Annotated in this window: 16 protein-coding genes; 6 read left to right on the top strand and 10 right to left on the bottom strand. The window is 44.5% G+C overall.

Annotation, left to right across the window (positions count from 1 at the left end; translation table 11 throughout):
• The first annotated feature begins 640 nt into the window (after window positions 1-640).
• A complete protein-coding gene (locus DN068_RS07375) occupies window positions 641-2,248 on the top strand; it encodes a T9SS type A sorting domain-containing protein (protein ID WP_110998264.1) in 1,608 nt (535 codons plus the stop codon).
• A 104-nt stretch (window positions 2,249-2,352) separates the two neighbouring features.
• Here the strand turns inward: DN068_RS07375 and DN068_RS07380 are convergent, their stop codons facing one another.
• The 3 genes from DN068_RS07380 to DN068_RS07390 form a co-directional block, all read right to left on the bottom strand.
• Window positions 2,353-2,766 carry an OsmC family protein gene (locus tag DN068_RS07380; RefSeq protein WP_123985274.1) on the bottom strand — a complete coding sequence of 138 codons (414 nt, stop codon included), beginning with the start codon at window positions 2,764-2,766 and terminating at the stop codon, window positions 2,353-2,355.
• Between the two features lie 261 nt (window positions 2,767-3,027).
• Window positions 3,028-4,434: a dihydrolipoyl dehydrogenase gene (gene lpdA / locus DN068_RS07385; RefSeq protein WP_110998266.1), complete on the bottom strand. Its 1,407-nt coding sequence runs from the start codon at window positions 4,432-4,434 to the stop codon at window positions 3,028-3,030.
• A 521-nt stretch (window positions 4,435-4,955) separates the two neighbouring features.
• Window positions 4,956-6,566, bottom strand: a complete 1,611-nt coding sequence (locus tag DN068_RS07390) for an amino acid permease (protein ID WP_110998267.1) — start codon at window positions 6,564-6,566, stop codon at window positions 4,956-4,958.
• A 209-nt stretch (window positions 6,567-6,775) separates the two neighbouring features.
• Between DN068_RS07390 and DN068_RS07395 the strand changes: the two genes are divergently transcribed.
• Window positions 6,776-7,675, top strand: a complete 900-nt coding sequence (locus DN068_RS07395; RefSeq protein WP_123985275.1) for a hypothetical protein — start codon at window positions 6,776-6,778, stop codon at window positions 7,673-7,675.
• 302 nt (window positions 7,676-7,977) lie between these two features.
• Here DN068_RS07395 and DN068_RS07400 read toward each other — a convergent pair whose 3' ends face one another.
• Together DN068_RS07400 and lipB are read right to left on the bottom strand one after the other, a co-directional pair.
• Window positions 7,978-8,610: a hypothetical protein gene (locus tag DN068_RS07400; RefSeq protein WP_110998269.1), complete on the bottom strand. Its 633-nt coding sequence runs from the start codon at window positions 8,608-8,610 to the stop codon at window positions 7,978-7,980.
• Window positions 8,611-8,652: 42 nt separating this feature from the next.
• The gene (gene lipB / locus DN068_RS07405; RefSeq protein WP_243630149.1) at window positions 8,653-9,459 is read right to left on the bottom strand and encodes a lipoyl(octanoyl) transferase LipB; all 807 of its coding nucleotides are present in this window, start codon (window positions 9,457-9,459) and stop codon (window positions 8,653-8,655) included.
• Window positions 9,460-9,614: 155 nt separating this feature from the next.
• Between lipB and DN068_RS07410 the strand changes: the two genes are divergently transcribed.
• The 3 genes from DN068_RS07410 to DN068_RS07420 all read left to right on the top strand — a co-directional run bounded on the left by DN068_RS07410 (window position 9,615) and on the right by DN068_RS07420 (window position 13,452).
• Window positions 9,615-11,819: a carboxy terminal-processing peptidase gene (locus DN068_RS07410; protein ID WP_165836311.1), complete on the top strand. Its 2,205-nt coding sequence runs from the start codon at window positions 9,615-9,617 to the stop codon at window positions 11,817-11,819.
• Window positions 11,820-12,078: 259 nt separating this feature from the next.
• Window positions 12,079-12,720: a DUF5683 domain-containing protein gene (locus tag DN068_RS07415; protein ID WP_110998271.1), complete on the top strand. Its 642-nt coding sequence runs from the start codon at window positions 12,079-12,081 to the stop codon at window positions 12,718-12,720.
• Window positions 12,721-12,786: 66 nt separating this feature from the next.
• Window positions 12,787-13,452, top strand: coding sequence for a protein-L-isoaspartate(D-aspartate) O-methyltransferase (locus DN068_RS07420; protein ID WP_110998272.1), 666 nt, complete (start codon window positions 12,787-12,789; stop codon window positions 13,450-13,452).
• Window positions 13,453-13,690: 238 nt separating this feature from the next.
• Here DN068_RS07420 and queG read toward each other — a convergent pair whose 3' ends face one another.
• From queG to ribD, 4 genes are read right to left on the bottom strand one after another with little or no spacing between them, the layout of a single operon-like run.
• Window positions 13,691-14,623 (bottom strand): tRNA epoxyqueuosine(34) reductase QueG, encoded by a 933-nt coding sequence (gene queG, locus DN068_RS07425; RefSeq protein WP_110998273.1) that lies wholly within the window; start codon window positions 14,621-14,623, stop codon window positions 13,691-13,693.
• A 3-nt stretch (window positions 14,624-14,626) separates the two neighbouring features.
• Window positions 14,627-15,244: an IMPACT family protein gene (locus DN068_RS07430; protein ID WP_110998274.1), complete on the bottom strand. Its 618-nt coding sequence runs from the start codon at window positions 15,242-15,244 to the stop codon at window positions 14,627-14,629.
• Window positions 15,244-16,107, bottom strand: a complete 864-nt coding sequence (locus DN068_RS07435) for a DMT family transporter (RefSeq protein WP_110998275.1) — start codon at window positions 16,105-16,107, stop codon at window positions 15,244-15,246. The genes DN068_RS07430 and DN068_RS07435 overlap by 1 nt, the downstream gene beginning before the upstream one ends.
• Before the next feature lie 8 nt (window positions 16,108-16,115).
• The gene (gene ribD / locus DN068_RS07440; RefSeq protein WP_262508848.1) at window positions 16,116-17,180 is read right to left on the bottom strand and encodes a bifunctional diaminohydroxyphosphoribosylaminopyrimidine deaminase/5-amino-6-(5-phosphoribosylamino)uracil reductase RibD; all 1,065 of its coding nucleotides are present in this window, start codon (window positions 17,178-17,180) and stop codon (window positions 16,116-16,118) included.
• Window positions 17,181-17,688: 508 nt separating this feature from the next.
• On the opposite strand from ribD, the gene prmC reads away from it, so the two are divergent.
• Entirely contained in the window at window positions 17,689-18,561 is an 873-nt protein-coding gene (gene prmC, locus DN068_RS07445; protein WP_110998277.1) for a peptide chain release factor N(5)-glutamine methyltransferase, read from the top strand.
• A 184-nt stretch (window positions 18,562-18,745) separates the two neighbouring features.
• Here the strand turns inward: prmC and DN068_RS07450 are convergent, their stop codons facing one another.
• A complete protein-coding gene (locus DN068_RS07450; RefSeq protein ID WP_110998278.1) occupies window positions 18,746-25,768 on the bottom strand; it encodes an Ig-like domain-containing protein in 7,023 nt (2,340 codons plus the stop codon).
• Window positions 25,769-26,123: the final 355 nt, after the last annotated feature.

Genomic DNA, 26,123 nt, shown 5'->3' on the forward strand with positions numbered 1-26,123 from the left:
GATCTATCTCAGTTACGTCTCCGATGTAACGCTGATACCAATTAGATGTATCTCAGTTATATTCCTGACCTATCTCAGTTACGTCATCCTCACATCTGTGATACTTATCCGATGTATCTGAGTACCGAAAGACAGAGAAGTAGCTACATTATTGGGCTTTATGGAACTAAAACCTGACAACATGGAAACAAAGAAAATTATGCCGTAGGCATAGTACACATTATAGCACACATATAATCCCACACTCCGCGAAATCAGATTGCCACATCCTCCTTCGTCGTCTTCGCAATGACAATGTTTTTATAACTCTTGTCATTAAACCCGCGATAGACAACGCGCAACCGGGTTATTTTTAACACCGGTCATTGCGAGAAGTTGCCAAACAGCAAAGCTGTGGGAACGACGTGGCAACCTGATTTCGCGCCGGGGAAAACACACTGCGAGCGACCTGCATTCCGCGCAGCCGGCTTCTTACCTCGCCATGACGCGAATACCAACCAATTAACCTCTTAACCCTTTAACCAATTAACTAGTTACCCCTTTAACCAATTCCCCATTTAACCAATTAACTTTCCCGCCCACCCAAGCTTCTCCCCTACTTTCTCCGTCTATATAATAGTCACCAAAGCAAACTTTGCTTATGAAGCCCTTCTTTATACTCATCGCCTTCCTGCTGTGTAGCAGCTATGTATCACAAGCACAAATCACTGCGCTTGATTCCTCTTTTGGTGTGAATGGAATTGTGCAGTTGGATTCACCCATACAAATGCAAAGCAATAAAATGGCGCTGCAGGCTGATCATAAGATTATCCTCGCTGGCTGCTATTATTACTACCTACCAAATTTTGATCTGGTCTACGAGCTGTATACCATGCGTTTTCACCCCGATGGCAGCCTTGATACCAGCTTTAATGGAAACGGAATCGTTATGCACCCAACCTATCGCGGCACCACTGTTTCGGGCGTTTCAGTGCAGGCTGACGGAAAGATCGTGATCGCGGGTACAGAGCACATTGAGCGACTTCTGCCGAACGGTCAACCCGATTATAGTTTTTGCGATAGCGGTAGTATTCAGCTTTCATTTCTTGGTCCGTACGACCGTATCCAGGATATGATCCTGCAACCAGATGGAAAAGTATTGGTAACTGGCGGTTTTCATCAGGCATATGCTATGGTATATCGCCTCAAAGCGGATGGTCATCCAGATTCTACGTTTGGCTACAATGGCCTGGTTACTACCACACTCGACAGTGCGTATTCAGACAACGGTGCCGCGCTTACATTGCAGCCAGACAATAAAATTTTACTCGCCGGCTGGACGATCAGCAGTCCACCAAATTATCCGGCTACGTTTTCTATTGTTCGTTATTTACCTGATGGTTCGCTTGACCCGGCATTCGGCAGTGGCAACGGTTACAATAAAATTTATTTCCCGGGCCAGATGCACAGTCGCGCTGTAAATGTTGCCCGGCAGGCGAATGGGAAAATATTAATTGGTGGCATCGTGTTCAAACCAACACCTACCGATCCGAATCGCTACTGGTATTACAGCGCTTTTACCCGTCTGGATACCAGTGGTAATCTGGACGCCAGTTTCGGAACAAACGGATATATGTTGTCCGATACATTGAGCAACAATAACAACATGAATCTTTGGGATGAACCGAGGATCGTTGTGCAAAATGATGATAAAATATTGTTGGGCTACGCTGATTTCTCTGCCGGGCAAAATGGACAATTTGCATTACGTCGTTTTACGCCAGATGGCAGTATTGACAATAGTTTTGGGCTGAATGGATTAATCACAACAGATATCACCGTACACGAAGATTACACGACCGATCTACTCGTGCAACCTGACGGAAATATACTACTGAGTGGTATTTCAGATGTGACAGATGATTGGCCGTTATCGCTGCATTATTTAGGAACAATGGTACGTTATAAACCAAATATCAATTTGGGTGTTCCGGACATAACCAACAATATTTCGAATCTACAGTTATTCCCAAATCCTGTGGATAACATCACTACGTTACAATACGATCTGGCAGCGACTTCCAAGATTTCCATTCATCTCTGTGATGTCAATGGCCGCACCATACAATCTTTTTATCAGAATCAACAACGCAGCAAAGGCAATCATAAAGAAACGTTGACACTGCGCAATGATCTTTCAACGGGAAATTATTTTGTGGTGATGGCTACAGAGAATGGTGTGCGTGTGGTGAAGATGAGTAAAAATTAACCGTAGAGGCGTTGCATGCAACGTCTCCAGATAATGCGGGTAATTTGAAATTTATGAAGGCAATCGTTTCTCTTATTTTGCCGGAGACGTTGCGTGCAACGTCTCTACTCTATCGTGGTAATAACATGATTCGGTTTACCCAGCAAACGGTGCACCGGGCAGGCTTTGGAGATTTCTAATAATTTGGCACGTTGCTCTTCGTCTATCTGGCCATCAAATTCCAGACTACATAAAAACGTATTTGGTTCACCGGGATTATCCGCTTTTTCAAAAGTTACATTCACCTTAATGTTCTCAACATCCCAGCCTTTACGTTTTACATACATCCGCAACGTGATAGCCGTACACGATGCCAATGACATGCAGAGATATGCCGCAGGCGATGGTCCGGAATCCTTGCCGCCTATCGTAATCGGTTCATCAGCCATCATTTCATGATCGCCCACTTTGAGATGCGTGGTAAATACATCACCGCAATTAAGGGCTTCGGCCGTTGCTGAAAATTTCGTTATAGACATCTGTTGTAAAAATACGAGTTTCCGTAGAGACGTCGCACGCAGCGTCTCCAGATAATACGAACCAGCGAATGCCGCACATTTTCTTACAAAACCCACAATACCTGGAGACGTTGCGTGCAACGTCTCTACATAATCTGTGCAAAACAAAACCGGCTGCCTATACAGACAGCCGGTTTCTTATCTTAATCAAAAGCTAGTTGTAATGTTTATCCTTCGACTCCGCTCAGGATGACAAGTTTTGACTTTTGAATTTTGAATTTACTAGAGGTGGATTGCTTCGCCCAGTGCTACTTCGATTGCGTCTTTCACGCTTTCGCTCATAGTCGGGTGCGGGTGAATGCTATCCAGCACTTCCTGCCATGTAGTTTCCAGTTTGCGAGCAGTTACTGTTTGCGCAATGATCTCAGTTACGTTAGCACCGATCATGTGCGTACCCAGCCATTCGCCATATTTAGCATCGAAGATTACTTTTACGAAACCTTCAGTAGCACCCGCTGCACTTGCTTTACCAGATGCAGAGAATGGGAATTTACCAACTTTCAGTTCGTAACCAGCTTCTTTCGCTTGCTTTTCAGTCATACCAACAGAAGCGATTTCTGGAGAGCTGTAAGTACAGCCTGGTACGTTACCATAATCCAGTGGTTCCGGAATGTGGTGGTATTTACCTTCTTTATTAGCGATTGCTTCCACACATACGATTGCTTCTTTAGAAGCTACGTGTGCCAGCGCCTGACCCGGAGTCACGTCGCCGATAGCGTAGATGCCGTCAACGTTTGTTTTGAGGAATTTGTCAACGATGATCTTTCCTTTGTCAACAGTGATGCCCAAAGTTTCCAGACCAATGTTTTCGATGTTTGCAACCACACCTACTGCGCTCAGTACGATGTCTGCTTCCAGAATTTCTTCACCGTTTGCAGTTTTTACAGTTGCTTTAACGCCGTTACCGCTGATATCAACTTTTTCTACAGAAGCGTTGGTCATAACAGTGATACCTTTCTTCTTGTAGATTTTTTCCAGTTCTTTAGAGATATCTTCGTCTTCAACCGGCACGATGCGTGGCAGGAATTCAACGATCGTAACTTTAGTACCGATGCTCGCGTAGAAGTATGCAAACTCAACGCCGATTGCACCAGAACCAACAACGATCATTGATTTTGGTTGTTCAGGCAGTACCATTGCTTCACGGTAACCGATCACTTTTTTACCGTCGATCGGCAGGTTAGGCAGTTGGCGCGCACGGCCACCAGTAGCGATGATCGTGTGACGAGCCTGGTAAGTGGTAGTTTTACCGTCAGTACCGGTAACTTCTACTTCTTTCTTAGCATTCAGTTTACCAAAACCGCTGAGTACATCGATTTTGTTTTTCTTCATCAGAAACGTAACACCTTTGCTCATTTTATCTGCTACGCCACGGCTGCGTTTTACCATTGCACCAAAGTCAGCTTTAGCACCTTCAATAGTAACACCGTAGTCGTTAGAATGGTTAGCATATTCCATTACCTGTGCTGATTTTAGCAGGGCTTTGGTAGGGATACAACCCCAGTTCAGGCAGATACCGCCCAGGCTTTCACGTTCTACGATTGCTGTTTTGAAACCTAACTGTGATGCACGGATGGCAGCTACATAACCGCCAGGACCGCTACCAATGACAATAACGTCGTATGACATAAGAGAAATTAATTTAAAAGTTAGTGGTCAAAATTTAAACCGGACAAAAGTAGCAAAATAGGGCTTAAATTAAAAAGTCAAAATTCAGAAGCCAAAACCAGCGCCGATGTCTGATTATTGATTTTCCCAAATTCGATTCAATTCCTTTTGGAGCCGGCATTATATCCTTGATTAAACATCGTTGCGACGCATTACGTTCATCTGCAATACTATTATTAAACCCTTCCCGAGTTGTGTGTCTGAGTTGATTTTAACCCAAAAAATGATAATCTATAAGTCCATCCCGACGAAGGATCCTTCCTCCCATCAGGATGACAACGAAACATGATTGACCATTCACCATTGACCATTGACAATCTTCTCTTTCGACTACGCTCGGGATGACCATGTAATTATATACTCATAGTATTACCATCGGACTACAACAAAAAAAGTGGCGCAAGAGCCTTGCACCACTTTTGGTATTAATTAAAGGCAACACATATCAACGTATCAACCTATTAACCTTTTAACGTATTAACCTACTTGATTTTCTCAAAATCAGAAGCCTGCGGCAAAATTTCACCTGGTCTGCGCAGTTTACTTCTTTTGCGGCTGTAACCGAAATACACAAACAGACCTACCACCATCCACGCAAAAGCAACCGTAAGTGTTTGTTTATCCAGCGCCACGATCATACCGCCACATATAATAATACCGAGAATCGGAACCAATGGAACCAACGGTGTTTTAAACGGACGCTCAATGTTTGGAGATTTCATACGCAAAATCCATACACCCGCACTCACCAGCATAAACGCAAACAAAGTACCAAATGATGTAAGATCGCCCGCTACACTACCCGGCACAAATGCCGCAAACAATGCCACGAAAATGAACAGAATCCAGTTGGCCATATAAGGCGTTTTATACTTCGGATGCAGTTTGCCGAATACCGGAGGAATCAGACCATCGTTACTCATGGTATAGAAAATACGGCTCTGCCCCATCAGCATTACGAGAATTACAGATGAGAAACCAGCCAGAATCGCTACGGTAACACTTGTACCGAGCCAGCCATAACCATGCATATAAGTCTGGATCGCGTAAGCTACAGATGCTTCCTTACCTGCAGTTGCAAATTCCTGCCAGTTAGCTACACCTGTCAACACATGACCAAACAGAATATAAAGAATCGTACAAACCACCAGTGAACCGAGGATACCGATCGGCATATCACGCTTCGGATTTTTTGCTTCCTGCGCTGCAGTACTCACCGCATCAAAACCGATAAAGGCAAAGAATACAATGGCTGCACCGCCAAGAATACCACCCCAGCCGTGTTTGAAGAAACCTTCATGACCTGGTGTTCCTGCAGGAATCAGGTATGGAGTATGGTTCTCCGGTCTGATAAAATGCCAGCCGAAACCGATAAACAACAATACAATCGTTACTTTGATGAATACGATTACCGCATTTACCATCGCAGATTCCTGTGTACCTCTGATCAACAACAACGTCAGCAATACAAGAATAATCAGCGCCGGACCGTTGAAAATACCGGCTTGTGTTACAACCAATGTTTTCAGCGCAGGCGCCAGATTTTTCACCTGATCATCAGTGAGCAACAATACACCTTCTTTGGCCGTCTTAGCGAGGTCTGCCGGGAATTGCCCGATAGCACTGCCAACGACCGTATTAATATGCTCAAAAGGCGAGTGGCACCATTCGTACGGAATGCCCCCTCCTAAAAGCTTGTTTAGATATTCACTCCAGGCAATGGAAACGGTAGCCGCCCCCAACGCATATTCCATGATCAGCGCCCAGCCAATGATCCAGGCCACCAATTCTCCCATGGTTACATAAGAATAAGCATACGCACTACCCGCAATCGGAATCATGGACGCAAACTCAGCGTAACAAAGACCTGCAAATGCACAACCGATGGCTGCTACGATAAAGGAAAGTGTAACGCCTGGTCCCGCTGCTTCTGCTGAGGCTGCTGCTGTTCTAACAAACAGACCGGCACCTATAATAGCGCCAATGCCGAGGGCCACCAGGTTACCGGCGCCGAGGGTACGTTTCAGTCCCTTCTCGGAATCGTCGGCCTGCGCCAGCAGTTGCTCTAATGGTTTCTTCAGAAATAAACTCATGAGATATCAGTAAATAATTATTTGTTGGGCGCTAAAGATAGTGGAAAACCTTAAAAACCCAATTGCTCGTCCGCGAGGTTAAGTCGTGAAATTGTAAAGTTGTGAAGCTCCGAATTTTCAGTTACCAACAATGTATATTTTTTTCTCTTTGTTAGAAAAAATGAAATTCTCACAGGCATTCTGTCCATTCTACAATATTTTGCAGTAGCTTGGCATTCTTAATTTGTATCTCTGAAGTGCGGAAATTAATCACTCTACTTTTCATCCTCTTTACTTATACATTGCAGGCGCAGCCACTCATGCCGGATATGATCGGTATTACACAAGGTGGCATGAACGTCATCACGTGGACCTGCCAATACGATGGTATCAAATCCATCGCCATGCAGCGTTCGCAAGACAGTTCGCATAATTTTGCAACGATCGGTTATGTAAAAGATCTGAAAAAAGGTCCACAGGCCTTTATCGATGGTCACCCGAATCCGGGCAAAAACTGGTATCGCCTGTATATCGTCTTCAGCTCTGATCTTACCTGGTACAGTAATAATCTGAAACTAATGGTGGACAGCGCTCAATTGCTGCATCAAAAAGTACTGCCGCCGAATGATTCGCTCCAGCGATACGCAAGTAAAGTGCGTACATCCGGTGATTTTACGGCCGGTGATGTGAGTACGACTGTTACTACGGCCTCAGGTATGACGGCAACAATGGCCGCTGCTCCCTCCGGGACAACCACACCTGCGGGAACAACAACAGGAGCCACCGCGACTAATCCTGCTAGCCCAACCAAACCTAAATCGACCGCTCCCGTCATTAAAGTACCGACGATTGGTGGTGACGCCGTGGACCCTTCGGTTTATATCAAGTCTCAGTATGTATTTACAAATCCATTTACCGGACACGTGAATATTGAAATTCCGGAAGCGAAAAAGCATATGTACAGTATTTCGTTTTTCGATCAGAAAGACCGCCGCATTTTTGAAATTCCGCGTATCAGTGAGCCAAGTATTATTGTAGATAAAAGGAATTTCCAGAAAAAAGGCCTCTACAAATTTGAATTGCTGAAGGATAAAGAGAAACTGGAAACAGGGTATATTACTATTTATTGATGATTTGTGACGGACTATTTGAGACGGACACTCATTTTGTCAGGCTGAGCGAAGCCGAAGCCCACACAATTTTCCCGCAAGTTTCTCGCGAAGACGCGTAAGGAGCAAAGCACTTACAATTTTGCATATACTTAAAAAATAAACAGCCGCAAAGATTCACTTTGCGGCTGTTTATTTTATTTATTCGATGTATAAGTTACGGCATATTCCGATTCAAATTACGCGGGATGTCTCCTTCGCCGACATGACCAACACGAGTGTACCCGCAAACTCTTAAGCTTTGACTTTTGAATTTTGACTTTTTAATTATTAAGGTTGTCATCCCATTCATGTTCCTGCATCATGTACGCCCATTCGGCCCCAAGCTGCAGTACATCGCCCATGTAGAGTTTCATCATGCGCACTATTTCTTCAGCATGCCATGAATAAACGCCTTTGGCAAAACGCACCGGAAACCCTTCGTAGTTAAAATAAAGGCTTCCGTCCTGGTGGAGATTTTGAATAAGATGTTCGTGTGTTTCAAAACCGAAGTAATCAAAATTCTTTCCTTTCAGTGGATGGTCTGTCTTAGAATCTTTGCCCACGTAGTGTAACGGACCGACGTATTTCCAGTCATAATGCTGGACTTTTCTTCTGAGAAATGTTTGCTGTAATAATGTGAGGTGGTCTTTTTCTATCAGGATCTTTTCGCGGAAATACATCCGGGATAAAAAACGATAGGCTGCAAGCAGATATAAAATAGCAGCGCCTAAACCCGTGCTCCAGTGCATCCAATGCTTGCCAAGCGGCAGCGACTGCAACAGGAAGATAGAGGCCATGCCATAGGTGAAAAGAAACTCGGCCCAAAATAGAATTCGGATGCGTGTTTCGATACGGTTACCAAGGTCGATCAGAACGAAGTCTTTGCCCCAGTTATATTTGATCTCAGAGCTCACTTTTATAATAGAGTAAACTTAAAAATAATGCAACAATAATTGTTATGCAACAGTCAGCAGCTCATTTAGTTCATTTTCTGCCAATTCAGCCCCGAAAACCTCTTCGAATGCTGCCCTGATATTTTGCTTTACTTCTGCTTCATCTACCGGGTGTCCTACTTCTTTCTGAATAGAAGTAACACCTTTATCCGTAATGCCGCAGGGAACTATATAGTCGAAATATCTCAAATCTGTATTTACATTCAGCGCAAAACCATGCATTGTAACCCAGCGGCTGCAACGCACACCCATCGCACAAATTTTGCGGGCATCTGGCGTGCCTACATCCAGCCAAACGCCGGTAGAACCTTCCAGTCGATCCCCCTTAATACCAAAAGGAGCAATGGCGCGAATGATCACTTCCTCAAGAAAACGCATGTATTTACCGAGATCGGTAAAGAACTTTTCAAGGTCAAGTATCGGATAACCAACCACTTGTCCGGGGCCATGGTAGGTAATATCGCCGCCGCGGTTGGTTTTATAAAAAGAAACATCCAGCTCCTTCAGGCGACTATCATTGACCAGCAGGTTTTCCATATGGCCGCTTTTGCCCAAGGTGTACACAGATGGGTGTTCGCAGAAAAACAGGTAATTTTTGGTCCCGATATCCGCAGGCCGCTCTTCATCTGATTTTCCAAACCACAGAGATTTTTTCTCAAGATTCTGTTTCAACAGCGATTCCTGCAAATCCCAGGCCTTCCCATATTCAATATTACCGAGATCCTGTACCCAAACCTTTTGCATCATGATATTCCTTAAATAAGGCTGCAATTTACAGATTTGTTTGTTTACCAAATAAGCCTTAACCATTCGTTTTATCTGCCCTGGCATTGATTTTATCCATTATTGAAAATCACCTGAAATGAGGGATCCAAAAAGGGGTTTGATTTACTTTTTCTTAACAGCAAAACGTTTACATTTGTTTCCGACGCGTATATTAATTTCGTTAGACTATGTTACAATTCATGAAGAATAAAATTTTAATACCGCTATTGATCGGAGGTGCGCTGGCCGCATTCTTCTCGTTTAAATATATAGGCGGAGATGACAACAGCGGAGGGGAACAAGACAGACGCAAACTGGTACTTCAAACGGTAATGAAAACAATCAACGAGGGACATTATTCTCCCCGTGCTATAGATGATACTTTTTCGTCTCATGTATATCATAAAATCATGGATGATCTCGATTTCGAAAAGAAATTTTTCACCCAGGGCGAAATGAACGGCTTGCAGAAGTATGAATTTCAGATCGATGACGAGATCAATGCCAATTCACTGGAATTCTTCGATAAGCTGAACGGCATGTTTGCAAAAAGCATTGACCGTGCAGAAGGTTATTATAAAGAAATCCTCAATACACCATTTACATTTACCGACAAACAGGAATATGTGATGAGTGGTGACAAACTGCAATACGCAGCTGACGAAAACGCGCTGAAAGATCGCTGGAAGCAATATCTGAAATACCGTGTACTTGTAAAATATGTGGATCTGAAAGACGCACAGAAGAAAGCTCTCGAAGATCCGAAGGTAAAAGACACACTGAAAGTAAAAACAGATGCACAACTGGAAGCAGATGCCCGTGTCAGCGTTCGCCAGAATCAGGAAAGATATTTCAAACGTCTTCGTAAAATTGATGAAAATCAGCGTTTCTCCATCTTTATGGATGGTGTAACACACAGCGAAGATCCGCATACAGACTACTTCCCGCCGAAAGAGAAACAAGATTTCGATGTTCAGATGTCTGGTACATTCTTTGGTATCGGTGCACAACTGAAACCAGAAGATGGTAAAGTGAAAGTAGCTGCAATTATTTCAGGTAGTCCAAGCTGGAAACAAGGCGATCTGAAAGCCGGTGATGAAATCCAGAAAGTTGGCCAGGGTGCGCAAGACCCGGTGGATGTACAAGGTTATGACCTTGATGAAGTGGTAGCACTGATTCGTGGTAAAAAAGGCACTGAAGTACGTTTGACGGTAAAAAGACTGGATGGTAGCATGAAAGTAATTCCGATCATCCGTGGTGAAGTCCAGATTGAAGAAACATTTGCAAAATCAGCACTTATCAACAATCCAGGTGGCCAGATCGGTTATATTTATCTGCCGGAATTCTATTCTGACTTCCAGCGCGTAAATGGCCGTCGTTGTGCGGAAGATGTTGCGAATGAAATTCAAAAACTGAAAGCTGCAAACGTAAAAGGCATCATTCTCGATCTCCGTTACAATGGCGGTGGTTCACTGAGCGACGTAGTTGATATGGCAGGTCTGTTTATCGACAAAGGCCCGATCGTACAAGTGAAAAGCAATGACGCTGCACCAATGAAATTGCAGGACAATGAAAAAGGTGCTTTGTATGCCGGCCCACTGGCAATTATGGTAAATGAAGGAAGCGCTTCTGCTTCTGAAATCATGGCTGCTGCAATGCAGGATTACAAACGTGCGGTAATTGTTGGTACACCTACATATGGTAAAGGCACCGTTCAGAAAGTTATTTCACTGGATGAAATGCTGGATCCGATTACCCGCATGCGTTTGCAGGCAACCAATATGGCCGCTAATAGTAGTAATAAAGCGAATGGCCTGGGTCAACTGGGCGCGCTGAAAATCACTGTTCAGAAATTCTATCGTATCAATGGTGGTTCTACTCAGTTGAAAGGCGTAACGCCAGATGTACTGCTGCCAGATCCATACGCAGAAATCGATATGGGCGAACGCCGTGATAAATGTGCTTTACCATGGGATGAAATTGCGCCAGCAGAATACGAACCGTTTGCAAATCCGGTAAATGGTCCGACACTCGCTGCATTGAGCGCTACCCGCGTGAAAAACAATGCGATCTTCGGTTTGATTCAGGCGAATGCCACTAAACTGAAAAAACAGCAGGATGATAATACAGCATTCCTCGACGAAGCTGATTATCGCAAAGAACTGGACGAAGCAAATACTACTTCTAAGAAACTGGAAGAATTGCAGAAAAAAGGCACACCGCTGACGATCACAAATTTGCAGGATGACATGAAGCGCATCAGCGCAGACAGCATCACAACTGCGAAAAATAACGACTGGATCAAAAATCTGAAAAAGGATATTTATTTGTCTGAAACCGTGAATATCATCAATGATCTGTCTAAACAGTCAATGAATGTAACACTGGGCAAAAGCACCAAATAAACATTCGGAATAATATTAGCAAAGCGGTTGTCTTGAAATATAGGCAACCGCTTTTTTTGATCGCTGATTTGCTTTGTGAGTCGTGAGTTGTCAGTTGTGAGAATCCCTCATTAGACGGAACCATTGTATCGCCGATCCCACATAGCGATTCGTAAACGCGATGTTTAACCCCAACGGTGAGGGAATGCGAACACCAAACAATTGATAAATCGGAAAATCAGACATCCGCCATCAGACATTTCATTAACTTTGCCCTCCGATGAATAGCTTTCTGCGCTTCAGCAATAGATTTTTGGGCTTGATGCCGGTGATGATCGTATGTTTCTTGTGTATTGCGTCTCAGACCTTTGCACAGGCTACACCCGACACATCCCTCAATCGCATTATACCTGATACTGCGCAACAGGCTACGCCTCAGGCAGTGATGACGCCACCGCCGCCTGTTTCGGCAGCCGAATTGAAGAATGAACCGTTTCAGCCAAATCCAAAGAAATCAGGATTATATTCATCAATATTACCTGGTGCCGGTCAATTGTATAACCGTCAGTACTGGAAAATTCCGATCATTTATGTGGGTGTAGGCGTTGCGGGTTATTTTATCGTTGACAATCTGAAAAACTACCGGAATTACCGCAAAATCTATATTGCTCGCCTTCAGGGCGACCATAGCGATGGGTTACCGTATTCAGACGCTGATATCAAAACACTGCAGGATGCTTATAGCAAGTACCTCAACATGACAGTGTTGTTTACAGCTGTTGGTTATGCACTGCAAATTGTTGATGCTATAACTTTTGCCCACCTGAAAAATTTCGATATTTCCCGCGATATCTCTATGCGTATGGTTCCAATAGCCTCGCCATATGGTGTTGGACTTGGTGTCGTGTTTCAGCTCAAATAATTTCCCATACACAGATAAACTACTTCTGCAAGTTTTATTTAAGGTCCGGCTTTTTTAAATTGCAGTATGCTGCACAGCAAACCGAGAGAGGACAATTATCTGCATAAGGGTTTAAGAAAACAACTGGTACAGGCTTTAAAAGAGAAAGGTATCAACGATGAACGTGTACTTGCGGCCATCGAAGCTATTCCACGCCATTTCTTCCTTGACCAGGCCTTTGAACGTATTGCCTACGAAGACCGCGCTTTCCCGATCGTAGCCAATCAAACTATATCACAGCCTTATACAGTTGCTTACCAAACGCAGCTGCTGGAGATTAAGAAGTTTGACAAGGTGCTGGAAATTGGTACCGGCAGCGCTTATCAGGCGTGCGTATTGGCGGAGCTGGGCGCTATGGTTTATACGATTGAACGGCAGCGTGCGTTGTTTGACTTCGTCGGTAAATTCTTTTTCCTGAGTAAATATCCTAACATTAAACGCTTTTATGGCGACGGTTATGAAGGACTTCCTTCTTTTGCACCGTTTGATAAAGTAATTGTAACTGCTGCTGCACCTTTTATTCCTCCAAAGCTGGTAGAACAACTAAAACCCGGCGGCATTATGGTAATTCCTGTCGGTGATGACAACGGCCAGAAAATGATGTGTATCAAGAAAGATAAAGACGGCAATATCACAGAGGAAGAACGTGGTGATTTTGTTTTTGTGCCAATGCTAACGGGGAAGAATAAGTAGATCGCTGATGTCTGATTTGTGAGTAGTGAATTGTGAGTTTCCCGCAAAGAGGCATAAGAAGCAAGGACGCAAAGTTCATTAGAGCGTAAATCAAAAAGCCTAGCCTTAAGGCATGTCACTCCGACGAAGAAGAAGACTTACGAAATGATGGTGGACGCTCACAACTCACACCAACAATCCTTCGACTCCGCTCAGGATGACAGACACGAGTAAAAATCAACGATCAAAAAATAAAACATCAGACGATTTTAATAGCCTGAAGGTTTCTTTGAATCCCTTGCCATTTACTTCTTTTAAGAGGGGAATTTTTGAAGATACGACGAAAGGATTCATCGGTCATTTCCTGCCATTGACTGGTGGAAAGATTAAGAATTTCAGGAACTGGTGTGAACGCAGGTTCGTGGTTCGGTTTTGCGAAGCGATTCCATGGACATACATCCTGGCATACATCACAGCCAAACATCCAGCCATCCATTTTTGAATGAAACTCATCAGGAATGAGCGCGTCTTTTAATTCAATCGTGAGATAAGAAATACATTTGCTGCCGTCGACTAATGAGGGTGATACAATAGCGCCTGTAGGACAAGCATCCAGACAACGCGTGCAACTACCGCAATGATCTGTAGTAAAAGGAGCATCAGGTTGTAATTCCAGATCGGTGATCAATGTTGCAATAAAAAAGAAAGAACCGTTTTTCTTCGTCAGCAAATTACCATTCTTCCCTACCCAACCTAAACCTGTCCGCACAGCCCAACTACGTTCCAATACTGGCGCACTGTCTACAAAACCCCGCCCGTCTACCTCACCGATATTGGCACGAATAAAATCCAGCAGCTCATTGAGCTTTTCGCGAATGACGTAATGATAATCGATACCCCATGAATATTTAGCAATCTTTGGCGCATCTCGTTGTTGTTCTTCCGAAGGAAAATAATTCATCAATAAAGTGACCACAGACTTTGCGCCTGGCACGAGTTTGCGCGGATCAACACGGAGGTCAAAATGATTTTCCATGTATTGCATCTTGCCGTGAAAACCTTTACTTAACCAACTTTCCAACTTACGGGCATCCTCATCGAGCCGTTGGGCCACAGCAATGCCACAGGATTCAAAACCCAAACGGGCTGCTTCCTGCTTAATTATTATGCTATGTTTTTCTGCCAGTGACACGTTTTAAGCTTCGTCTTTAATTGGTTTAATCGTTACACCTCTGATTTCCGACAGTCGCTGTAAATATTGCGCCGCATGTACTTTAGGAATACCCGCCTGCACCATACAAAACAGCTGCAGATCTTGTTTATAAATAGTGGCTTCGCTCTGGCGCAACAGATACATTACTTCACCCATCGTCGGATAGTCGAATGAAAATTCATATTTTTCCTCTACCCATTTTTCAATAACAGGTTTATCTTCTAACGCCATTGACGTTGCTGTTTTATAAGCATTGATCAATCCCGGCACACCCAGCAAAGTTCCGCCAAAATATCGAACCACCACTACCATCACGTTTGTCAATCCGGCGCTGTCGATCTGTCCAAGAATTGGTCTGCCAGCGCTGCCCGACGGTTCCCCATCATCGCTGGCGCGGAATAATTTCCCATCAATACCGATACGAAAAGCGAGGCAATGGTGCACCGCCTTCGGGTGTTCTTTTTTGAGGAACTGTAATTTTTCCTTTACATCCTGCGTACTGAAAACAGGCCATGCATATGCCAGAAACTTGCTGCCTCTGTCTTTAAATTCAGCGGTAGCAGGTTCCGCCAGTGTTTTATATTTATCAGGGTGTGACATTATGAAAAAGCGATCAATAAGATGGAAACAACAGATAGAATAAGTCCGGCAATACGCATTGGCGTTACTTTTTCCCGGAATAATAAAATAGCGGCAGCAGTTGAAGCTACAACAGTTCCTATATTATTAGCAGGAATAGATGCCGAACTAGGCAAAAAATCGCTGTGCAGCATCCGGATAAAAACATAAATCGAGAAATAATTGGGTACCCCTAAACAAATGCCCAGCCAAAGGTTTTTCCAGGCAAGTTTCGATTTGCCGGTTACAAGTTTTACCAATACTATTAATGTGCCGATAGTGCCTGCAACTGCAAACAAATGTGACGTAAAAGAAGCTTGTGACGCCGGTGTGGTCAGATAATTACGTTCGGCATATTTTACAAACGTATCCAGAAAGCCACTGAGAAAAAATAACACAATCAACCAGGACATGTTGCCGTTTCTGCCCTCTTCCTTGGGTTGTCTGACGGTCATGTATACCGCAGGAAACGACAAGATGATTCCTGCTATTTTCAGAAAACTGCTTTTCTCATGATAGCCAAACAAAGAAACAATTACAGGAATGACCAGCGACAATTTATTGGTAACTGTAGTAGCTGTGATACCATCTGTTTTGGTGCAGTAAGCCATCAGATTAAAGACGGTAATAAAACCGCCACCAAGCATAACAGCCCATATAAACCAGGGCTGGTGCACACTTTCAGAAGAGATCGATAAACCTCCTTCGAAAATGCTTCCGGTTACGACACAAGTCCAATAGTTGACTACAATAGTTTGCAGCGCATCTACCTTAAGCTTTTGGAAAATCTTTAGCAGTACGAAAATGTAGGTATTCAGCAGTATGGTCAGCAGCAGAAATATCATAGTTCAGTTTATAGTGGCATTCCGTTCACATACGGATAAGCAGAAGATTGGTTGACATAAACATTCAGCTGATCGTCTTCGAGATCGGTTTTAGCAGCGAGTGCTGCATTTTTCAATAAAGGTGCAGCTATGCCGTCAGAGATGGATTTCGCTGCGGTAAATATGCGTGCTTCATCCCAAAGACCCGCGTCAATAAAGCTTTTGAGCAGTGCAGGACCGCCTTCTATAATAATGGACAATTTATTTACCGCATGTAATTTATTCATCAACGCCTGCAAATCGTTACCCGATTGCTTTATATAATGAACCTTGTCGTCCACTTCCTCCTTTTGTTCATTCAACACCCAGGTCGGAACCGTTTGGTCGAACAAAAAATGAGATGAAGGCAGTCGCAACATTCGATCCGTAACAATGCGCAATGGCTGGTTACCTTTCCAGTGGCGTGATGTAAGCTGCGGATTATCGCTTAGTGCCGTTTGATAGCCAACCATGATGGCAGCCTCTTCTGTGCGCCATTTATGCACGAGCTGCATGCTGTGCCGATTACTCAGCTGCAAACGACTTTTATCTGCCGGTGCTATAAACCCATTTGCCGACTGTGCCCATTTCAGAATAATATAGGGACGTTTTTGTGTGTGAAAGCAATAAAAGCGGCGATTGAGCCATTTACCTTCATCATCCAGCACACCGGTGATAGCCTCTATATTATTGGAACGAAGAATATCGATCCCTCTGCCGCCCACTTTTTCAAACGGATCAACATTGGCGATGATCACTTTTTTTACTTTTTCCTGAACGATGCGCAACGAGCAGGGCGGTGTTTTGCCATAATGTGCACAGGGTTCCAGGCTCACATACATGATACTTTGAGGAATTAAATGCCTGTCTGCGGGTGCAACGCTTTCAAAACAATTAACTTCTGCATGTGCCTGACCGTATATACGATGCCAACCTTCGCCGATTACCCGGCCTTTATGTACAAGCACAGCGCCGACCATCGGATTGGGTGCGGTATGGCCTTTCGCCAACTGTGCCAATTCCAGGCAACGCTTCATAAAAAGTTCGTGATTCACGGTGCAAAGATACGGCGTCCTCTAACTCATCCAAAGCAACTAGCGCTTATACATAACTTCTGTAGCGTTGCATTCCTCGTTGTCTGTCACTTTTTGCTTGAACAAAAAGTAACCAAAAATTCAAGGCTGAAGGAAACTACTGCTAATCCCTACACTTCGTTCAGGACGACGAAGGCATACAGCTGTTGCGAGGTACGACGTGGCAATCTAAAGCTTACTATTAAGCATCTGCTTGATTCCCGGCAAATCTACATCTCGTCGTAACAATTCTCATTACCATCATAATTGCTTTACGCTATCTGCATTTCATTTCTTTACGCCGAGTTTCCTTAGGCCGGAGGTATGGCGTAAATTCATGTTTAGTATGGTACAAAGATACGGCCTTATCGAACTCATCCAAAGGAGGAGCACTTCCAGCGAGAGCAACTTACCCCCAACCCTGAAGGGGAGTTAGCGCGAGGTTTCACAAATTCACCATTGGCCATTCACCATTGCTTATTTTTGCTGCATGACCATAAACGAAGCTTTTTACAGCTTGAAGCAGGACCTGCAGGCTATCTATGATGCCCAGGAAGCTGCAGCTATTGCACATGAGGTGTTGTTTACCTTAACTGGCTTGGAGAAAATGGAACGGTTAGCGAAGAAGGATACACCATTGACAAGTGAGCAGCGGACTAAATTTGAGGATGTTGCAGCGGCATTGAAGAAAGGCGAACCCATGCAATATGCTTTGGGTGAGGCATGGTTTATGGGCCGGTCATTCTATGTAAATAATGCTGTGCTGATACCACGGCCGGAAACGGAAGAATTAGTCGATTGGATCATCAAAGACCAAAAGAATAAAACAGACAATATTTCTGTTCTTGATATTGGTACCGGCAGTGGCTGCATTCCGATCAGTCTGCAATTGGCTTTACGGGATGCAGATGTGAGTTCGATGGATGTGAGCGCCGACGCACTCAGTGTGGCAAAACGCAATGCAACTACATTGGGGGCAGGTGTTCATTTCTACGAAAATAATTTTCTGAATACGGATACCTGGAATGGTTTTCCAAAATATGATATCATAGTTTCCAATCCACCTTACATTCCGGAATCGGATAAGGAAACAATGCATAGTAATGTAAAAGACCATGAACCATCATTGGCATTGTTCGTTCCGAACGATGATGCGTTGCTGTTCTACCGGAATATTGCTGATTTTGGCCGCACTCATTTAACCGAGAACGGCATTGTTTATTGCGAATTACATTTAGAATATGCGCAGGCTACGCAACAATTATTCGAAGAAAAAGGCTATAAAAATGTGGAGATCCGGAAGGATATGCATGGAAATTGGCGCATGTTGCGTGCGGAGTATCTGTCACTTTGCTCATCATAGCAATTCTTACAACCATCATAATTACTGACGCGCTGCATTTCATTTTTTAACGCCGGCGTTTCCTTAGGCAGAAAGTGTTATGCAAGCCCCTCTTATCTATTTTTTTTCGCAAAACAAAGAAAGGGAATAAGCACATTGGCTTATTCCCTTTCTTGTATTTCGACATATCAACGTATTAACTTTATCAACGCGAAGCCTTAACCAGTTTTTCGATTTTTATGAGGACATCATTTTCATCGAGTACACGGATCATGTAAACGCCGTCTGTGTAGTTGGAAATATCTATCTGTTTCGCCTTTTTCACATAGTCAAGCACACGGCCGTCTACCGCGCAAAGCGCAACGTTCACATCTTTCGGCGCATCGATGTACACTTTAGAAGAAGATGGATTCGGATAGATTTTCACCATTTCTGCTTTCACGGTTTCAATACCAAGGAACTGAATGCTGGCAATTGCAGACATCGTCGGACAACCATTTGGTGCAGTTCCCAGCACGGTGTAGTAACCGTCTTGTTCCACTGTATAGCTGGCATTGGTAGCACCTGGAATCGGTGTGTTATTCAAATACCATTGATAAGCAGTAAAACCAGAAGTGCTCAGCGTTGTACCACTAATCGAGATGATCGGGTACATCAGCGGCAGCACCGTTACTACCTGATTAAGAGAAATGCCGGAACAACCATTTGGCGTTGTCACACGAACCGTATAAGTACCTGCCTGCGATACTACAGTGTAGTCTGAATTAGTCGCACCATAAATAAGAGTACTGTTTTTGTACCATTGATAAGTGTAACCTATTCCCGTCGTAACAGAAAGCGTTACGCTGCTGCCTTCGCAGACAGCCAATGAGCCTGTGTGCGCAACGACTGTATTGGGCGCAACAAACGTAGTAATCGTAACCGCAGTTGTTGATGTAGCGGTACATCCCGCTGGTGTTGTTACTTCCACCGTATAACTACCCGGCGTATTTGTCGAATAGATCTGACCATTTGCACCAGCAATAGCATTGCCATTCAGGTACCATTGGTAAACATAACCGGTTCCGCCCGGAGCTTGCAACACAGCCGTATCATTCGTACAAATAGTTGTAGCGGTTAACGGAGTGATCGTTGCAACCGGTATCGGGTATGCCGTTACATTCACCGGCGATGAAGTGTTCGAACAAGTACCATTTGACGCGGTTACAGTATATGCACCGGTCTGGGTTGCCGTATAACTTGCATTGGTAGCACCAGAAATTACGTTGCCGTTTTCTTTCCAGATATAAGTAAGTCCGGTAGCCGGCGATGCAGTCAAGGTTACACTGCCGCCTTCACAAAATCCTGTAGGACCGCTTGCTGCAGTAGTAACTGTTGGCAATGGATTTACCGTAATCACCACACTGTTTGATGTAGTGGTACAAGCACCATTATTTACATCGACCGTGTAGGTGCCTGCCAATGACACATGGTACATACTGTTCGTTGCACCGGCAATAGACACACCATTACGTTTCCATACATAAGAAAGACCTGCACCCACATTAGCTACCAGCAGTGCACTATCCCCCTGACAGAATGTAGTGTTACCAAATACAGAAACCGTAGCCGTAGGCGGTGCCAATACTGTAACATTTACAGCAGTAGAAGTAGCACTACAACTATTACTGGTTACCGTTACGGTATACGCTCCGGTAGTGGTAGCTGTATAGCTGGCTGTAGTAGCACCAGTGATGTTAGTACCATTGCGTTTCCAGACATACGTAAGACCTGTGCCAGTGTTGGCATTCAGCACTACGCTGCCGCCAGTGCAAAAGCTAGTTGCTCCCGCGGCTGTAGCTGTAGCCGTAGGTAAAGGTGTTACCGTAATTACCGTTGCTGCGGAAGTTGCGGAACAATTGAGGCTGGTTGCCACCACGGTATAATTACCTGCAGCCGTTGCTGTATAAGTATTAGCAGTAGCGCCAGTAATAGCCGCGCCATTCAACTGCCATTGATAAGTATAACCTGTGCCGGCGCCCGCTGTAAGCACAATATTATTGCCTGCACAAATTGTTGTCGCGGCAGATGGCGTAATCGTTGCTGTCGGCAAAGGATTAACAGTCACTGTTACAGTAGGTGCTGTTGTGGTACAACCATTGTATGTAATCGTTGGCGTGTACGTTGTTGTTGACGTAGGCGTTACTGGCTGCGGGTTAGCCGTGCCGATAACGGTTGCGCCATTAGCCCAGGAAACATTCGCCGCGTAAGTACCAATGAGCTGAATATTATCAATCAGCCAGCCATAGTAGAACACCGATCCATCGGTTGTATAACGGAAGCGAACTTTAAACTGCGTGCTGGTCATTGCAGCGGCAGGAATATTGATCGTTTCATTTTGCCACAGAGAATTGGTTGGTGTTGCAGTTGCACTGCTGAGCGTGCTGGTCCAGTTGGAATAGCTTAGTGTAGAGAAAGATACCACGGAATTAAACAAGGTACCTGTTCCTGCATAACTTGAAGTCGGGAATGAAGTCCAGGTAGTTCCGCCGTCCGTAGAGTATTGCACATAGCCATAATCATAAGAGCTGGAACTTCCTTCAAGTGCTGCAATCTGAGAGAATGTCAATTTCGCGGAAGAATATTGCGTAAGGTTGATCGATGTTGCAGAAGACAAACTTACATCTGCACTGGCTGAAGCAGTATTAAACAATACAGAACTGCTTCCCTGTGCAAAATAAGTGGTGTTTTGCGTTGCCGTTGGCGTACCAGATACAGAACCTGTGACGAAAGTTGTAAGCGGGAATGAAGCGCTTTCAAATGTTTCCGTAAAGAACGGCGCCGTAATGGAAGCCTTCAGAGAATCCGCATCGCCTGCGCAAATGGTAGGTTTTGTTGCCGATGTTGCCAATGGCGTGTTGGCAAATGTATTAATCACATTTACCGTTACCGAAGAAACAGCCGTACATGTAGCATCGGAACCAGTTACTGTGTACACATAAGTTCCTGCAGCAGTTGGTGTCACCGTAATATTCTGACCTGTAGTACCTGTTGCCGGAATATTGCTACCCGTTGTCGGATTTGCTGTCCATTTGTACGTATAAGTATTGGTGGTGCCGTTTTTTACTGTTGAAAGATTTACCGGGCTACCCAGACAAATATTTGGCGGTGTAAAACTGCCATTTGCTTTTGCATTGATAGAATCCGGAATTGTCACTGTTGCAGTTACCGCAACACGCGCACTTTCGCAAAGGCCAGAAGAGTCGACTACGTAGAATGTAGTCGTCGTGCCAATAACACCCGTATAAGTATTACCACCTCTCTGCAATAATGTGCCGCCTGTAGCAGCGCTATACCATTTGTAAATTCCTGTACCACCAGATACAGATACCGTAGGTACACCGACACCACATTGTGTAGTATTGGTAACCGTTGGCGAAGCAGGAAGCGGTGTTACTGTTACCTGAATTGCATTAGAAGTAATCGTACAGTTATTCACGTCTTTTACAGTAGCCGTATAGCTGGTAGTAGACGCCGGCGTAACTGTGAGCGGTGATGTAATACCTACAACACTTGATCCGTTTGACCAGGAATAGGTTAAGTTACCTTTATTACCTGTGAGGACCATCTTTGGTCTTGCAGATACCGTACCTGTGTTAGAAGTATTACCACACATCGTTGCAACTGATGTGTTATCTGCTCTGTAATAAGCCTCCGCGATAAAGGAAGTATTATCATACTTAACTTCACTTGCAGTACCGCCAGTGTTGTTATTACTCCAACATACCTGCACTACAATGTTTGAAGTACCATCCCAGGTAAACGGCGCCGTAAATGCGTAAGTATTGATCCCCACAACCGGTGTTGCGCTTGTATTGTAAACCTGTTGCAAACCAGAAAGATTAAAACCAGCACTCAGGTCAGTGTTGGTTGTCTGAAGCATATTGATTGCAAAACCCGCATAGGTAGTACCAACCGATGTCACGTCGAAAGCCAGCGCGGTAAAATCACCCGGAGCGAATCCTGCAGCAGTAAGCTCTGAAGCTCTGATCATGTACTGACCTTTATAACCGCCGTAGTAGTGGCTGAACGGGCTCACGTAGTTACCACTGGAACCGCCGCTACCGGAAGTCGTAAGCGCACCTGCGCCAACGACCGAAGGTGCCGGCACATTTACTTTTAATACTGACGGGCTACCAGCGCACACAGTTGCCAGCGTTGCAGAAGCCGTAGCGGTAAGGCCCAGCATTGGCGCATCACTATAAGAAGTGCCAGTTGATGTTTTAGTAAATGAACCGTCGTAAACTAACACACTCCAGGTAACAACTGCATTTCCAGGAGTTGCAGCGGGAATGGTAGCTGTCCAGTTGGAAGTGGTTGTGGTACTGCCACCGGTCATTGTGATCGGCGTTTGTGCTGTGCCATTAAATGCATAAGTCAGCGTTACAGAAGTAATCGACCCACCGGGAGCAGGTGATACATTGGCCGTAACAGTATGTGCCGACGCCTCACATTGTGTGCCCGGCGCTACGGCGATGGTATTGATAGACGGCGTTAATGGCGTACCATTAAATTCATCGGCGCCAATATCCGGAGCAGTACCGGTACCTGTATAACCAGGGTTACCTTGTCTGATATCCCCGTCGTAATCATCCGTAATACCGCTTACGTTTGCACCTCCACTTTCTGCGTATGTACTGGTGCCTGCTGCAAAATGCAGATAGTTAGCCGCACTGCCGGTAGTACTTGCAAAGTTTGGATTTTCAGTAACAGAGAAGGTATCTCTTGCATTGCCGATATATGATTTGTACCCGGCCAATGTTTGTTGTCCGTTCGTTGCAGATGCGGATGCTCCTTCACCATAAATCAAATGATTGGCGGCAGCAGTACCTGCATAAAACAGGTTATTATTGGACACATTCTGATACGCTGAACCCGGAGCAGCGGTATAACGAAAAGCGGCAGAATAGCCACTTGTAGCGCCCGGAGTAGAATTATTAACCAGAATATTATTACGTGAAGTAACAGACGGAGAAGTGGAGGAAACATACAACGCACTACTACCAAATGTAGCGCCAGAGCTGGTTGCGCTGAGATAAACAGTGTTATTGTACACATTCGCAGCATTCACGCTGCTAATATAAATACCTACTACTGCATTCGGATCCGTTGCTGCAGGCGCTTTGATGTCGCCTACCAGGTTGTTGTAAATCGTATGCGTTGCACTTGATGATGCATAGATACCATAGGCCTTTCCACCCGCATTGGTCGCACTAAAATCGTATACCTTGTTTTTGTAGGCATTGGTTACGGCACCACTGGCGCTTGCATTCAGGTAAATACCGTAAATCGAATTCGCGCCAGACGTTGAAATGGTATTGATGATATTCGAATACACATTCGCATTGATTGTGCTGCCACTACCTGCAAATATTGGATATAGATCGCCCCCGGTACTGATATTATTGATGGTATCATTATTAATATTCACCACATTGCCGTAAGTATTGTAGATCATATAAGCGGATCCCGATCCTAATGTCAGATTGGTAAACTTATTGCCAGTGTAGTTTACACTCTGCGACGATGAAGTGGTGGAATGCAATCCATAAAAAAGCCCGCTGCCACTTGAGGTAATGTTGTTAAACGTATTGTATGACAGCGTTGCCGTACCATTACCACCACCGTTGTTGTAGTGACCATAAAAGTTGCCACCTAGCGTCGAAGCCCTGGACAGATTGTTGAATTTATTATTCTGAACGCTGTATGAAGGCGTACTGTTATTGTTGTAGATAAAATAAACATCGCCCGAAGTATTCATATTGGTACAGTTCTGGAATGTATTACCGTTGATGGTAAATGTTCCGGTCATTGTACTACTGTTATAAATAAAGTATTGCGTACCGGTATTTACTGTACTGCCATAAGCCGCTCCCGAAAACGTATTATTGTTGATGCTCAGATTGGCCGGAGCGTCATTGTTGTAAATACCCTGAAAACTGCCATTTGCGGTTGTAACTGAGTTACCGCTGAATGTGTTATTGTTCACATTTACCGCTGTGGCTGTAGAACTTACATAAATACCATACAAAGAACCACTGCTTGATGTAGCAAAAGCACTGTTTTGAATTGTGTTATTAACGACATTCACCGTATTGCTGTTGGCAGAATTACCTGCCTCCATATCAATCGCATAAATGCTTTGCGAGCTGCCGCCACCAGCAACAGTAACGGTATTATTATTTGCACTGCCCGATGCACCGGCAGAATTTACAAAGTACATACCACGCAATGTGTATGGATGATTCACGCCAGAACCATTGTTGCTATTAACCGTATTGTAAGACGCATTAAAATTCCACTGATTGCGCACTGCAATACCAATCGACTGTTGTGTAGCGCTGGTGCCACCACCAAAATTGATCACCGTATTTGCAGTCGTAACAGAAGACCCGCCAATATCATTGCTTGTATCTGCCAGCGTGTACGGCGAAGAGGCGGCATAACCGCTCAATGCAATACCCACGTTGCAATTCTGCACCGTGTTGCTGTAGAATTTATTATTCATACTCCGCCCAGACACAGCAGAAACCGTGAGGCTGGTTTGTGTTGCTGCTGGCGTACAGTTCATCACTTCAATACCTGCGGAGCCTGGGTATAATGGCCCGGAACCAGCAGCGGTCCAGTTGAGGCGGTTGAGTGTTACAGTACAATTTTTAACCATATTGTTTTGCGCACCATCTGTTGCACTTGTTTTGAAAAATGCATAACCATATTCCATCAGAATACCGGCAGCAGCGGCTTGTGTAGCTGCTGCCGCAGCAGCAGTGTTATTGGCGCTGTTTTCAGAAAGGTCAATACCATTGATGGTCACATAATCGGAGCCCACAAAATTCCAGATACCGTCTATGGTTGCAGAAGCTGCAGTAGCAGTGCCGGAAGTGTTTGCATATGCGGTGATAAGTGGATTGGCTCCTGTACCAGATTTTTGAAAAGTGATCTGATTGGCCGAAGTACCTGTCGCTGTGAGCGAAAGTGCGGCTGTAAGTGTTTCTGTATAACCTGCAGTAACATTTACGGTAACACCTCCGGCGCCCACACCCTGTGTATTGAGCGCGGAAACAACAGATGCAATAGTTGGATAAGTAGCACTCGGTACGGATAAGGTGCCCGATAACTGGGCTCTGGCAGAGGTTGTAGCCCCTACAAGACACAGGCCTATAAGCGCTTTTTGTAATGGTAATTTCATACTCGTAATTGGGATTGAGAAAACTTTGTTTTAGAGATAAATCCGGGACGAATTGGGAAGCAGAGCAGTCGATAATTCCTGTAAATCAAATTGGGTAGCTAAAATTTCTTCGAATTGGTTTTGGGCATGCCTCCGGCTATACCGATGTTTTTTCAACTTCGGAGCAGGCGTAGTTATGGCATCCTTTTAAAGTCCGGACGCGGGACTAGTTTTGCTTTCCTGGAAGTCTCAGCGTTGGGTTCAGTTTTCCTTCCAATGTTTATAGATGTGATTGTTTACAGGTCGCACATGCGAATGATGTCGACAATTGTCAATTTAATGCAATTATTTAACAATTTTACAACAGTTGATTTTC

Origin of the sequence: Taibaiella soli, from assembly GCF_003236175.1 — a bacterium.
GTDB lineage: Bacteria > Bacteroidota > Bacteroidia > Chitinophagales > Chitinophagaceae > QKTW01.

What these genes read in the sequence shown, in the direction of transcription:
- DN068_RS07375 (WP_110998264.1), top strand. Translation starts at nt 641, where the DNA reads ATGAAGCCCTTCTTTATACTCATCGCCTTCCTGCTGTGTAGCAGCTAT.
- DN068_RS07380 (WP_123985274.1), bottom strand. Translation starts at nt 2,766, where the DNA reads ATGTCTATAACGAAATTTTCAGCAACGGCCGAAGCCCTTAATTGCGGT.
- lpdA (WP_110998266.1), bottom strand. Translation starts at nt 4,434, where the DNA reads ATGTCATACGACGTTATTGTCATTGGTAGCGGTCCTGGCGGTTATGTA.
- DN068_RS07390 (WP_110998267.1), bottom strand. Translation starts at nt 6,566, where the DNA reads ATGAGTTTATTTCTGAAGAAACCATTAGAGCAACTGCTGGCGCAGGCC.
- lipB (WP_243630149.1), bottom strand. Translation starts at nt 9,459, where the DNA reads ATGGTTAAGGCTTATTTGGTAAACAAACAAATCTGTAAATTGCAGCCT.
- DN068_RS07410 (WP_165836311.1), top strand. Translation starts at nt 9,615, where the DNA reads ATGAAGAATAAAATTTTAATACCGCTATTGATCGGAGGTGCGCTGGCC.
- DN068_RS07415 (WP_110998271.1), top strand. Translation starts at nt 12,079, where the DNA reads ATGAATAGCTTTCTGCGCTTCAGCAATAGATTTTTGGGCTTGATGCCG.
- DN068_RS07420 (WP_110998272.1), top strand. Translation starts at nt 12,787, where the DNA reads ATGCTGCACAGCAAACCGAGAGAGGACAATTATCTGCATAAGGGTTTA.
- DN068_RS07430 (WP_110998274.1), bottom strand. Translation starts at nt 15,244, where the DNA reads ATGTCACACCCTGATAAATATAAAACACTGGCGGAACCTGCTACCGCT.
- DN068_RS07435 (WP_110998275.1), bottom strand. Translation starts at nt 16,107, where the DNA reads ATGATATTTCTGCTGCTGACCATACTGCTGAATACCTACATTTTCGTA.
- prmC (WP_110998277.1), top strand. Translation starts at nt 17,689, where the DNA reads ATGACCATAAACGAAGCTTTTTACAGCTTGAAGCAGGACCTGCAGGCT.
- DN068_RS07450 (WP_110998278.1), bottom strand. Translation starts at nt 25,768, where the DNA reads ATGAAATTACCATTACAAAAAGCGCTTATAGGCCTGTGTCTTGTAGGG.